At 64.1% G+C, this 12,049-nt stretch carries 13 protein-coding genes, 1 tRNA gene and 1 pseudogene; 5 read left to right on the plus strand and 10 right to left on the minus strand.

The features are described 5' to 3' along the window. The coding region (locus GH737_RS09180) for a DUF6456 domain-containing protein (protein WP_230558723.1) at window positions 1-281 on the minus strand (281 nt) is incomplete at its 3' end. Between the two features lie 101 nt (window positions 282-382). Here GH737_RS09180 and GH737_RS09185 point away from each other — a divergent pair. Together GH737_RS09185 and GH737_RS15995 are read left to right on the plus strand one after the other, a co-directional pair. Further along, window positions 383-946: a helix-turn-helix domain-containing protein gene (locus GH737_RS09185; protein WP_155264536.1), complete on the plus strand. Its 564-nt coding sequence runs from the start codon at window positions 383-385 to the stop codon at window positions 944-946. Between the two features lie 12 nt (window positions 947-958). Beyond that, window positions 959-1,081, plus strand: a complete 123-nt coding sequence (locus GH737_RS15995) for a hypothetical protein (protein ID WP_275401957.1) — start codon at window positions 959-961, stop codon at window positions 1,079-1,081. Here the strand turns inward: GH737_RS15995 and GH737_RS09190 are convergent. From GH737_RS09190 to GH737_RS09215, 7 genes and pseudogenes are all read right to left on the minus strand, one after another. Then, window positions 1,078-2,250: a J domain-containing protein gene (locus GH737_RS09190; RefSeq protein WP_155264537.1), complete on the minus strand. Its 1,173-nt coding sequence runs from the start codon at window positions 2,248-2,250 to the stop codon at window positions 1,078-1,080. The genes GH737_RS15995 and GH737_RS09190 overlap by 4 nt on opposite strands. A gap of 278 nt (window positions 2,251-2,528) precedes the next feature. Further along, a tRNA-Val gene (locus GH737_RS09195) sits at window positions 2,529-2,601 on the minus strand. A 397-nt stretch (window positions 2,602-2,998) separates the two neighbouring features. Then, window positions 2,999-4,057 carry a CBASS cGAMP-activated phospholipase gene (locus GH737_RS09200; RefSeq protein ID WP_196233071.1) on the minus strand — a complete coding sequence of 353 codons (1,059 nt, stop codon included), beginning with the start codon at window positions 4,055-4,057 and terminating at the stop codon, window positions 2,999-3,001. 20 nt (window positions 4,058-4,077) lie between these two features. Next, window positions 4,078-4,497: pseudogene (locus GH737_RS16120) on the minus strand (type II CBASS E2 protein); the annotation flags it as partial. Further along, a complete protein-coding gene (locus GH737_RS09205; protein WP_155264539.1) occupies window positions 4,490-5,707 on the minus strand; it encodes a nucleotidyltransferase domain-containing protein in 1,218 nt (405 codons plus the stop codon). The gene GH737_RS09205 and the pseudogene GH737_RS16120, both read right to left, overlap by 8 nt. A 390-nt stretch (window positions 5,708-6,097) precedes the next feature. After that, the gene (locus GH737_RS09210) at window positions 6,098-6,766 is read right to left on the minus strand and encodes a S24 family peptidase (protein ID WP_196233072.1); all 669 of its coding nucleotides are present in this window, start codon (window positions 6,764-6,766) and stop codon (window positions 6,098-6,100) included. A 160-nt stretch (window positions 6,767-6,926) separates the two neighbouring features. After that, a complete protein-coding gene (locus GH737_RS09215; RefSeq protein ID WP_155264541.1) occupies window positions 6,927-7,847 on the minus strand; it encodes a MarR family winged helix-turn-helix transcriptional regulator in 921 nt (306 codons plus the stop codon). Window positions 7,848-8,005: 158 nt separating this feature from the next. Here GH737_RS09215 and GH737_RS09220 point away from each other — a divergent pair, with 158 nt between their 5' ends. Continuing rightward, window positions 8,006-8,266, plus strand: a complete 261-nt coding sequence (locus GH737_RS09220) for a hypothetical protein (protein WP_155264542.1) — start codon at window positions 8,006-8,008, stop codon at window positions 8,264-8,266. Here the strand turns inward: GH737_RS09220 and cysQ are convergent. After that, the gene (gene cysQ / locus GH737_RS09225; RefSeq protein ID WP_155264543.1) at window positions 8,263-9,093 is read right to left on the minus strand and encodes a 3'(2'),5'-bisphosphate nucleotidase CysQ; all 831 of its coding nucleotides are present in this window, start codon (window positions 9,091-9,093) and stop codon (window positions 8,263-8,265) included. The two genes, GH737_RS09220 and cysQ, sit on opposite strands and share 4 nt — an antisense overlap. Next, window positions 9,090-9,869, minus strand: a complete 780-nt coding sequence (locus GH737_RS09230; RefSeq protein WP_155264544.1) for an SDR family oxidoreductase — start codon at window positions 9,867-9,869, stop codon at window positions 9,090-9,092. Before GH737_RS09230 ends, cysQ begins: the two co-directional genes overlap by 4 nt. Window positions 9,870-10,057: 188 nt before the next feature. Between GH737_RS09230 and GH737_RS09235 the strand changes: the two genes are divergently transcribed. Beyond that, window positions 10,058-10,348 (plus strand): hypothetical protein, encoded by a 291-nt coding sequence (locus GH737_RS09235; RefSeq protein WP_230558724.1) that lies wholly within the window; start codon window positions 10,058-10,060, stop codon window positions 10,346-10,348. A gap of 103 nt (window positions 10,349-10,451) precedes the next feature. After that, a complete protein-coding gene (locus tag GH737_RS09240; RefSeq protein WP_196233073.1) occupies window positions 10,452-11,747 on the plus strand; it encodes a L,D-transpeptidase family protein in 1,296 nt (431 codons plus the stop codon). Window positions 11,748-12,049 lie beyond the last annotated feature (302 nt).

Here is a 12,049-nt window from a genome sequence, read left to right on the forward strand (position 1 = left end):
GGGGCGGACCCGCCGCGGCCGCTCGCCACCGGGGCCGAATCCCATGACATCGTCACGCGCGGCGCGAGCTGCGCCCGCTCCCAGTCGCACCGCAGCCGCTCGCCCGCATCATATTGCCGGCGGCTGACCAGACCCCGAGCGAACAGCCAGCCGAGCGGCGCTTCCGCGGCATTGACCGTCACCGAGCGCGCCGGGTGAAAGCCCGCCTTTTCGAGGTCCGACGCAATTCCCCGTTCGATCGCGCGTTCGCTGAGCAGGCGTGACTGCCTCTTCGATCCCATTGCTCCATCCTCTCGTCCTGAGTCGGTGCACGGCTTGCCACAAAGGCAAATCTGTAGGACAGAAGAAAACCGATCTGGTTCAGACGTGAGTGGGGGAGAGGATGATCACACGCATTCGCGAGGTGCGCCGGGCACGCGGCCTGACGCTCGACGAAGTGGCGCAGCGCTGCGACCCGCCGACCACGCCGCAGACGATCGGCCGCCTCGAGACGGGGACCCGCACCGTCTCGGTCGGCTGGCTCAACCGGATCGCCAAGGCACTCGGGGTCGAGGCGCAGGACCTGGTGGAAGGCGGCGAGACGGCCGAGCTCAAGGTCGCGGCGATCCTCGGCGCCGGCGGCGCCCGCGCACCGGGCAAAGCGGCCATCGTCGTGCCGCCGCGCACCGCGGACGGGCAGTTGGCGGTACTCGTCGGCGCAAGTGTCGGCGATTATCGCGCCGGGGATGAAATCTGGTGCGATACGCTGTCACCGGAAAATTATGCGCGCGCGCTCAATCGCGACGTCCTCGTTCCCCGCCCCGCGGGCCGGTTCCTGTTCGGCCGTCTCATCAACCGTGACGAGGAAAAGCTGCAAATCCTTCCGCTGGAGCCGGGCGGACGCCAGCAGGTCGTCGCCAATCCGCCGTGGCTCGGAGTCGCGATCAGGCTGGTGCGGAGCCTGTGATCGGCGTGGGCGTTGCAGCCATCGGTGTTCCTGTTCTTCTCCAACCGGACCGGCTGCCTGCTCTCGCTCCTCGTCAGCGCCGCGGGCACATTGCTTCTGCTCGTCCTGATGGGCGGGATCGGCCTTAGGCTCTAGTGACTGCTCCAGCGGCGGAAATGATAGCGCCCGCGAACCGGCGCCGCCCGGTAGGAATCCCCCGAAGAGCAGGTGACCTTGAACACGCCCGCGGCGGCATCCACGCCGCTGGTCGAAACGACACGGCCGCAGGCATAGCCGATCCGGTGGATCGTGCGCGCGACAGTGGCGTCAGGCAGCGGCAGCCTCGAGGCGGTCGCAAGGGGCACGCCTTCCGCTCCGCTGCCCGTCGCAGCCTCAACCGCCGCAGACATCGAAGCCGTCTCCACCGCCGGTCCTTGGACCGCCGCGGATTGGCTGATCGACAGGGCAGTGGCGGCCGCCGCAAGCGCTTTTCCGTCGACCTGAACGGATGGCGCTGACGGCGCCTTCGCGGCCATGCGGACCGGCTCGGGAGCAGCTTGCGGGCGGCTTTCGGTGTCGGCGGTCGCGGCGGGAGCTTCGGCTTTGGCAACCATCGTCTCGTTCGCCGCCGGCGACGGAAGAGGAACAGTGACGGCCGGCTGCGCGCGGGCCACCGGCTCAGGCAGGCGGTCGGGATTGGGCGCCGGCACCGCCAGAGCAACAGAGATGATTGCAACGCCGATCACGCTTGCCCCGAGCGTGGCGCCGGTACGGCCGATGACGAAGCGGCCATCCTCGAAATCCAGCTCGTGGTCGGCGGCTGTAGGTGTTGGCTCGGGCGGAACTTGCTGAGGCAGCGCCTGAGCAGGATGCGGCGGTGGCGGATCCCGCCGAAGCTCCGGCTCGCGCTGCTGAAGCGGCGGCCGAAGCGAAGCCGCGATGAAGCCGGCGACCCGCGGTTCCGCGGGCACTTCGGCGGCAGTTCGCGGCCGGATTGGCTCAACAGGCGGTGGCGACGGAGCCGCGAGCCGGCTCAGCCGGTCCAGCGTGGAGTAGCCGATGAACGGGGCCACGCTCGCCGGAATTGCTGTGGTGGCCGGAGGGTTCAATCCGACCGATGAGTCATAGGCACGGCGTTTGAGCGGATCGCGGAGAGTTTCATAGGCGACGCTGAGTTTGGCCATGTGCGCGACCGCGATGTCAGGCCGCATCCTCGCGCTGAGCATTTGCGCCGCGAACGCTCGTCCGATCTCGTCACCGCTGGCCGTTGGCGCTATCCCCAGCGCCTCGTAATGATTGGCTTGCGCCTTTACAGAACTGACCATTCCCCACCCCGCCGTCGCGATTCCAGTCGACTCGTAAGCCTTGGAAGCTGCTACGGTTTTTCCGGGAAATCTACCTTCCGGCCGGGCGCTCAAAACCGGTTTCGACCCACGCCGAAACCGGACTGGCGTTTACCATTATACTCCCGCTGACGATCGCTTGGGGGCGACGGATCCTGGTCGCTCGACGGCGCTGCGCATGGCGATGCTCGCCGGTGCCCCGGATGGGCGGCGCGATCGACGACGCCGGAAGTCCTCCGAAGTGCCTTGCTCGGGAACGGTGGGCGGTGACGGGCTCGAACCGCCGACCCTCTCGGTGTAAACGAGATGCTCTACCAACTGAGCTAACCGCCCAAGTAATTGATTTTGAACGATTTTTGATCGTTTTACAGTGTGTTACACAGACAAGCTGGACAGCAAAATGGACAGCATGTGCGTTTGTGTGTCGTGTCACTGACGTCATCTCACCCTCTTTTCAACCCTTTAGCTTGGGCTGGGGCTCGACAGCGAAACACTGACAGCACACTGCATGTGTGTGTCGTGCAACTCAAGATATTCCAGCCTTGTCAGTGGCTTAGCTAATATATGCTCGACAACACTGGCCCTTGTGCAGGGCTAAACACTAGCGAAATGCAGCTCGGCGTCTCGTTGGACCCGAGATGCCCTAGCACCGCGTGGCAGTGACCTACCGCCCGCATTCGAAATGCTCTGGGCATCCCGGTAAGCATTTGCGGCGGCTGCTCGAAGCACCTCACGCTGGCGGGTTTTGCGGTGTGTAGGTCGGCACATATGGCGCGACCGGCGCGTAGAGAAATTCCTGGCGGAGTCTGTCGGCATGGGCGACCAACAGTGCATCAGCTTCAGCAGGCAATTCGGCCTTCGCGCGCGCCCAATTCCAAAGCTCGATGGGGTTGTCCGTCTTTGCGGCATCGACACGAAACACGCGATCAGCGCCAGCGATCAGGCGCGCTTGGCCGACCACATTCTGTGACTGGATATCCATCGCTTCGAACACGAGCGTGGTCCATGTCGCTAGGCCGCCAAACACGCGGCGTGCCCATCCCATGCGGTAGTGCTCCTGGCCGCACCCCAAAGAGAGAACCTTGATCTGCTCGCGCCTAATATTCCAGCACGCGAGGACATCGGCGATCGCCAGCATGATTGGATTGTTAGCCCAAACGCCCCCGTCGATGAATTCGTGGCCTTCTTCGCTGATTACGGGCTTGAAATGCGCCGGCGCAGCCGAAGTCGTCTTCGCCGCCAAAGCCATCGGCTTCGACCAATCTAAACGGTAGTCTGCATGGTGCGGCGTCTTGAACAGATAAGGTTCAAAGTGCATCGTTTCGGCCGCGGGAATGCACAGACGCTTGGTGCTTTGCCAAAGCGCTCGGTCAGCCAGAACATCATCGACAAGCCGATGCAGCGCCCTCGTGTCGCAGCGGTTACGCACCAGCTGCAGCTTTCCCATGACCCACTGCGACGCGCGGCTGTAATCCGGGAAAACCTCACCACCGCGCCTCATGTAGATATCCAGGATCTGCGCGGCACTTAGGCCGCTAGCGAGAGCCAGTGCGATAATGCCGCCGGTGGACGTGCCGGCGATGTAATCGAAATGATCGGCGACTGATCCGCCCTGAAGGTAGGCGGATTCCAATCCTGCGAGGATAGCCAGCGGGAGGATCCCCCTGATGCCGCCGCCATCAAGGCTGAGGACACGAAAGTCCCGGTCAGCCGGCCAATCCTGACGAACGCGGCGCGTGTATTGAGTGCCGGCGGACCGGGCGACGACGAACTGGTCTCGCTTTGACATTGCACCTCCGGGTGTCGGCCCGGCGCCGGCCATTCGCCGCTCCAGCGCCAAAACTCATAGCTACAGAGCCACCGCACGATGAACGGAACGACCGTGTCCGCGATGGATTTCCGAAAGCTCCATTCGCCGGCCGTAGGATCCCAGCAACAGACGCTGTTCCGCCGGCCCGGCGACCGATACATGTGCGGCACTTGTTCATCCGGTCGATCCTGTAGTGGCGGATCGAGCACAAATATTTTCGGCGCGACGTTCCGCACTTCGAAGTCCGATTTGCCCGGCCAGAACAGGTGCCAGAAGATACGAACCTGATACGCGCGGGAGATGCTGCGGATTGGCCCCTCCCATATAACGAGCCAGGGCCAGCCGCACACGACCCTCAACTCCGGGAAGCGCTCCCGGACTAATGCAATCTGCTGTTCTGTTGTTAGAAGCTCACCCATCGCACCCGAAGTCGGTGTGCCGCGGAATCGGATAGGCCCTCTCGTTCAGCGGCTTCGCGGCGAGGCCGGAGGAGCCAAGAGCGAGGCCGGCGCTGCCGCCGCCAAGCCCATACAGACCGCCTGCATGAGCCTTTGCCGCGAATCGCTTCTGGAAGTCCTCGACCACCACCCGAGTCGGATTTTCGCCGAACAGGTCGCTCATCACCTCGGCGCAAGTCTCGACGGTCGGGTCGGCCTCGATCTTGTCGAGCTTCGCCTGCAGCGCTTCCAGGTCGCGCAAGAACACGCGCTGCGTCGCCAGATTGCCGGGCCAACGGTCGGTGAATACATCATCGGGCGTGCACGCCGGGTTGGTAACGCTTACAAGCACTCCCCGGTCGTCGGCCTCCGCAAAGATTTGGTGCAGCCGGTCGGCTTGGGCGCGAAACTCCCCATAGAGATCCGCTTGGCCGGTGGGGTTCATGGCCACGATGAAAGCGAGCACGACAGAGGGCGGGGAGCGGCCCTCCCTATCGTCGTAGCACTTGTTACGCCAACGCTTGAGAAGCTGCAGAGCGACCAGCGGGTGCGACTTCTCGATTACCTCATCCTGATCGGGCACTGGCTCCGCGGTCTTGCGAAGCACGGCTTCAACGATCTCGTGGATCGCCGGCGTGCGGTTCTCGAACCAGTCGGCGAACCCCCACGGGTTGGCGGTGATACGGCGATGCTTTTCCGGCGGCTCGTTCTCGTGCGCATGGAAGATGACGCTGGTCCGATCCTGCCGATGCGGCAGGAGCACGGCCGGCGTGATGTCCAAGTGCATGTCCTCGTATTCGACCGTCACGCAGCGAGTGCGACGCTTCACCTTGCCGTGGTAACGCGTGCCCTTCTCGCCGTTCATCGTCTCGAAGAGGGCGTCCAGCACCGTCGCTGGCTGGATCGTGGGCGACAGGTTCAATTCGGCGATCACATCGATGTCGAATTCGTCGTTCTTCAGCCGGGATGAGATGGTGGCGCCGATGGCCATGGAGCCTTGAGGATATAGCCGCTCCATGTGCGGCGCAAGCAAACCGCCTTCGCGGTTAAGCCACGCGTCGATAGTCTCGTAACGCTGCACGGCGATGCGGTAATTGGTCGGCGAGAGTTGGATCCGCCGCGCGATATCTTTTAGCAGAACGTCAGCGATCCCGATCCGCGGCCGACCGGAATACTGCAGTGATGTAGCCATTCTTGAGCCCTCCCGACGACTTGCGCCTTCGAACCACCGAATATGGTGGCGCCATCATGTCGCTTCCACCGCTGCGGCTGTTAAAAATTCACCCGCGATCAATAAAGCTGGTCATAACCGCCGTGACGTAGTGGCGCTCGCATCAGCGAGGTCGGTTCAAGCGGCGGCCGAGCGTGGACAGCAGCCTTGGCGTCTGGACAGCGAATGGACAGCAAATCTGGTTATGTTCACGCGAAGTTCGCGAAGTTTTCTCTGATCATCGGTGAAAAAATCGTTGTTTTTCAAAGAGAACGGGCGGTGTAAACGAGATGCTCTACCAACTGAGCTAACCGCCCGCGCAGCCCTTCCCGTGCCATGAGGGGAGCGGGCGGGCAAGTGTCACGAATTCTCCTAAATCAGTTCGCCGAGGACCCTCTCGATCGACGCGATTTCGGCCGTTGGGACCTGGAATGTCAGGTCCGGGTTGAACTGCCTGAGCTGCACGCATGTGGAACTTCGGCGGACCAATTCCTTGATGAGGACATGAACTGTGGCGGCTCCTGCCTCAGTATTCAGTTTCACCATCACGTCATCTCCCGCCGCGATGGGTGCTTTCGCGGAAACCGCCAGGCGTCGTCCCGAGCGAAATCGAGGGAACATGGATTCGCCGGCCATCGTGATTGCATAGGCGCTTCCATCGTCCGCGAGGCTCGCCGGCCTTGCCACGCGGTCGATCAATTCGCCCGTCCGGAGCTCCGTCAATTCGATTCTATCCCCCGCATTCCCCCACTCGCCCGCCATTGCCGTCGCGAACACCGATAGCGGCACGAGAGGGGCCCCACCCCACGCAGCTCGCCGATGATCAGCCAGCCCGGGTCGGGAGACGGCATCTGGTGACTCACTGGCGGTAATCCGCAGCGCTTCGAACTCCGCGAGCGACGAATCCGCCGCCTTCAGCAACTTCTCGAGGGTGCGTCGGGACGGATTGCCGTGGCGCCGCATGTCGGCCCAGACTGTACGGTTCACTCCCGCTTTCATCGCCCATGCATTCGGCGTCAGCTCGTCGGGCTTGAATCGCATGAGGTCGTCGTAAATCGCCGAACTGTCCCGTGCTCTCATGCATCGAGCTTATCCCGGCAGCTGGATGCTCCCGCAATGCCGGAAATGAGCAAAATGCCTTGACAAGCATGTTAGATTAATCTGAATATATCGAGCCATGAGCATTGAACGGCGCGCAGGATTACACAACCGCGGGGCTCCCGACCTCGGCGAAATAGCTGCGCAGCGCGCGGCTTGTTTCCGGAGCAAGCTCGACGAAGACGCGGCGGCCGTCGTGCGGATCGGCGCGGCGGACGAAGAGGCCTTCCTGCACCATGGACTTGAGCCAGCGCAGCGCCGTCGTCGCCGGAACCGCGGCGGCGATGCAAAGACTCGACACCGGAACCCTGAGCTGGGCGATCTCCGCCTGGAGCAGGTCGAGCAGCATGTCCCACGCGGGATCGGCGAACAGATGCTCTGGGAAATAGCGCGTCCTCAGTCGCCGTGCGCGAATGACCGCCTGCACCGTCTCCCCCGACACTTCCGGCGCATCAAGCTTCGGCAGTGGCTCCGTCCGGCGGGCACCACCCCCCGGGCCTGCGGAAAGCCGCGCGAGCGTGGTCGCGATTCGACTCACTTCCTCGCTGAGCTGCCTCAGCCGTTCGGCATTCTGATCGGAGGCGATGTCGGAAAGGCGCTCGCCGATCCCGACGCACGCCGTGGCGACTGCCAGCGCGGCAGCACGATCGGCCTCGTTCGCATCGATGACAAGCTCGACCGCCACCTCCGTAATGCGCGCCGCAATAGGGTCGATCAGCTCCCGGGTGCTCGACACAACTGCGGCAAAGCGGCCCTCGGCGACTCCTCGGCTGACGCAGTCCAGGGTTTCGTCCATCGGCGCGCCGCCGTCGCAATCGAGCTCGAGCCAAATTGCGACCGCGGCGATCTGGCGTTCGATCCGCTCGCGGGCCGATCCGAGCTCCATCCTTTCAGCGATGCGGCACCCCGCCGCTTGGGCCGTGCACATCGCCCGTTCCATCGCAGCGTCGCTGCTCGCCCCGATCAGGATCGGGGGCCCATCGGAATAGCTGACGTCAAATGGCTCGGTATGGATCGCGTCCATCGGGATGTCCCCTGACAAGTGAACAGGACCGAGCACGGGCAGGAGTAACGCGCAATCTGGACAAAAGTCAGACGATTTCGGCTCCAGAATGGAGATGTCATAACGCAAAGCTAACAGGCTGGGATACACTGTGCGGCGTGACCGGCGGGGGGGTGTGCGTGATTCGAGTCCGGAATGAAGAAGCCGCCGTCAGGCGCACACACTGGCTGGCGGAGCTTGCCGCGGCTCTGGACGAGGCACGCCGGCTGACCAAGGAGCTAGGCGCCGCCGAGGGCCGCATCGAGGCAGTCGAGCTCTACGCGCGAATCGAGGCAGTGCGGCTGGAAATTCAGGCCATGCGCCTGACCCGCATGTCGGGCGGCGGCAGGAATTTCGATCCGGACTGGCGCGAAACCCTTCCATGGAAACGGAGCGCCTAAACCCCCGCCGGGAGTTCGCCGCCGCCGGAGAAGGGCTCGATGAACGGCTCGAGCAGCGGCGGCTTCCACCCCGACGTCGCAACGAACGCGCGGTTGAGGAAGGCGCGCTTGCCGTATCCGAGCGCCTCTCCGTCGGGACCATCGACCAGGCCACCGGCCGCGAGCAGCACCGCATGCCCCGCCGCCGTGTCCCATTCGCTGGTTGGCGCCGCGCGCGGGTAGATGTCGGCCCTACCCTCGGCCACGATGCAGAATTTCAGCGACGAGCCGACCGAGACATAGCTGCAATTGCCGACCGCCGCTTCGAGATAGTTGATGGTCGCCTGGTTGAGGTGCGACTTCGAAGCCACCGCGGTGGTGAGTTCACCGCGCGGCCGAGTCGCAATTGGGGTGCGGCCCTCGCCTTCGTCGAGCCATGCGCCCTCACCCACGCAGCCGCCGTGGAGCCGCCCGGTTGCGGGCGCGAACACGACGCCGAGCCTCGGCCTGCCTTGCTCGATCAGCCCGATATTGACCGTATAGTCATCGCCGCCCCGGATGAATTCCTTCGTGCCGTCCAGCGGATCCACGAGGAAATAGAGATCGTCGTGCGCGGGGATGCGGCCCGCGGCGACCTCCTCTTCCGCGATGACCGGAACGCCCGGTGCGGCGCGCGCGAGCGCGGCGAGGATGATCAGCTCGGCGGCGCGGTCGGCCTCGGTGACCGGAGAAGCATCCTGCTTCGACTCCACATCGAAGCCGCGGCGGACGATTTCCAGGATTGCCTCGCCAGCCTCGCGAGCAGCCACGGCAAGTTCGTCGACAAGGCGCCGGTAATCGATGGTCAACGCGGCGCCATCCGAATTCCGCCGTCGAGCCGGACTGCCGCAGCATTCATGTAGCGGCTCTCGATCAGGAAGCAGGCGAGGTTCGCATATTCCTCCGGCTGCCCGAGCCTTTTGGGGAACGGAACCTGGGCGCCGAGCGCATCCTGCACGTTGGGCGGCATCATCGCGACCATCGGCGTCTTGAACACTCCGGGCAGGATGGTGTTCACCCGCACGCCTTCGTTCATCAGGTCGCGCGCGATCGGAAGCGCCATTGCCAGCACCCCGCCTTTCGAGGCGGAATAGGCGGCCTGGCCGATTTGCCCGTCTTCCGCCGCGACCGAGGCGGTGTTGATGATCACGCCCTTCTCGCCGTCGGCGAGCGGGTCGAGGTCGACCATTCCGTGGGCGCTATGGGCGATGCAGCGAAATGTGCCGATGAGATTGATCTGAAGAGTCATCTCGAACTGCTGCAACGGATAGAGCTTCGCCGCCTTCGTTTCCTTGTCGCGCGCAACAGTCTTTGTCGCCGTCGCCACACCAGCGCAGTTGACCAGAATGCGCTCCTGGCCATGCTCCTGGCGCGCCTTCGCGAACGCTTGGGCGACCTTCTCGTCGGAGGTGACGTCGACTTCGCAGAAGACGCCCCCGATCTCATTTGCGACGCGGCTCCCACGCTCGCCGTCCCGGTCGAATATGGCGACCTTGGCGCCGTGACCAGCGAGGGCGCGCGCCGTCGCCTCGCCTAGTCCCGATGCCGCGCCCGTCACCACCGCCGCCGCTCCCTTGATATCCATGTCACTCCCTCAACTTGGGTTCGACCCGCGCCTAGTCGCCGAACGCTGCCTTAGACAAGGCCGGCGTCGACCCTCGCGCGGAACAGCTCCATTCGTTGAACGCCGGTGCCCCAGCTCCCCGGGAGAGACGCGATGGACTATAAGAAGCTGGGACCCGGCCTCGGCATTTCAGCATTGGGCTTGGACTGGTGGAAGTCGCTGCACCAAGGCGGCTCGCACGCTGGCTCGGCGTGGGTGGGCATTCGGCAAAGACGGTCGTCGGCCTGTTCGGCGCACGCGAACTGCTCGCCGGGGCAATGTTGTTGCGGTGGCCCGCGGTTTCCACGAACGTCTGGAAGCGCGTCGTGGGCGACGCCATGGATCTCGGCGCATTCGGCTTCGTCGCCGGGGCAACGATCCTCGACGTATTTGCAGCACGCGCGCTCGACGAGGAGACGGGGAGAACATTCCCGCGCGCGGAGCGGCTTGCCGCGGCGTAAGTGAACGGCTCATCAGCGCCGTCGCGCGGTTCATCGCTAATGCATGTTGGCGTGTCAGTATAAGGCGCTAGAATCCACCCGCTTTTGGGTGGGGGGAAGCGCCGTGAATAAGCTCAAGTTTTTTGCCGTAACTGTCTCTGGTGTGGCGCTCGCTGTGCCATCGGGCGCCTTGGCCGCGGACGGTCAATCTGCAGCCGTTACGGCGGCGACGTCAGTCGCATCCTTCTACGATACGTGGCAGTCACACACAGTCTGGTTCCGAAACGGCGCGAATGCCGCGGCGATTGCCCAGCTGACCGCAATTCTTCAGCGCGCGCCCTTCGACGGCTTTGCCGCAGGACCGCAGCTCGCCGCGCAGGTGCAGGCCGCCGCCGCCCGGGCCAGCAGCGGCAACCCCGCCGACATCGAGAATGCCGAGCAGGTCCTTTCGTCCGCTTGGGTGCAATATGTGCAGGCTATCAAGAAGCCGACGAAGGGCATGATTTACGCCTACCCTGTGCTAGAACCCCAGGGCGATCGTGCCGATCAGATCCTTCTCACAGCCGCCTCCGCGCCGTCGCTGCCCGCCTATCTCGCCGGCACTTCGGACGTGAACGCCATCTACAAGCAGCTGCGCGACACCGCTTGGGCGCAGGCGCAGGCGAGCGGCAACCTGACACCCGATCCTCGCCTGCTGGCAAACCTGGATCGAGTGCGGTCGCTGCCGGCGAAGGGCCGGTTCCTGCTCGTCGATTCCGGATCGTCGATGCTCACTCTCTATCAGGACGGACAGCCGATCGATTCGATGAAGGTGATTACAGGGACTGAGGAGCTGCCGACGCCGCTGATCGCCAGTTACATGTATTACATCACCTACAATCCGTACTGGCACGCTCCCGACCACCTCGTCCGCAAGACCATCGCGCCGAACTTCCTGCGCGGCGGGATGAACTACCTGAAGTCGCACGGCTATCATGTGATCGAAGACTGGAGCGAAAATCCGACGGTCATCGACCCCAAGTCGGTCGACTGGAAGGCTGCGGCCGCCGGCAAGCTCCATCTCAAGATCCAGCAGGACCCGGGGCCGCTGAATTCGATGGGAATCCTCAAGTTCCCCTTCCCCAATCCAGAGGATATCTACCTCCACGACACGCCCGACCATGCGAAGTTCGAGAAATCGAACCGCAATCTGAGCAACGGTTGCGTGCGCGTCGAAGATGCCAAGCGGCTGGGTACTTGGCTGCTGGGACATGAGCCGGTTTCGCCCGGAAGCACGCCGGAGCTGCGCGTGCAGCTGCCGCGGCCCACGCCGATCTACCTTACCTACATCACGGCGCAGGTGAACGGCGGCAAGCTAAGCTATCTGCCGGACATCTACGGCTGGGACAGCAAGCCGCCGCAGTTCGCCTCGAGCAAGTAAGGCCAGCAGGCAACTCTACCGAAAACTAACCTTTGAGGTCGCCGTGCGGAGCCGGCGTCTCGAGATCGCTGACCGGCGGCTGCGCAAGTCCCGCGCGCCGCGACCATGGGCGCCCGGGCTGTAGCGCTCGGCGCCTAGAGCGCAGCGGGATTGATCCGAATCGCGAGGACAAAAGAAAGCCGGCCCGGGCGAGGAGCCCGGGCCGGTGTTTCTGTCGCCGTGGCGACCCTTAGAGGCCGTCGAGCAGCGCGACAGCGGTCTGCGGGTCGGCGTAGGTCAGGGTGTCGGCGATGGCCTGGTCG

The organism is Sphingomonas segetis, from assembly GCF_009720245.1.
Taxonomy (GTDB): domain Bacteria; phylum Pseudomonadota; class Alphaproteobacteria; order Sphingomonadales; family Sphingomonadaceae; genus Sphingomicrobium; species Sphingomicrobium segetis.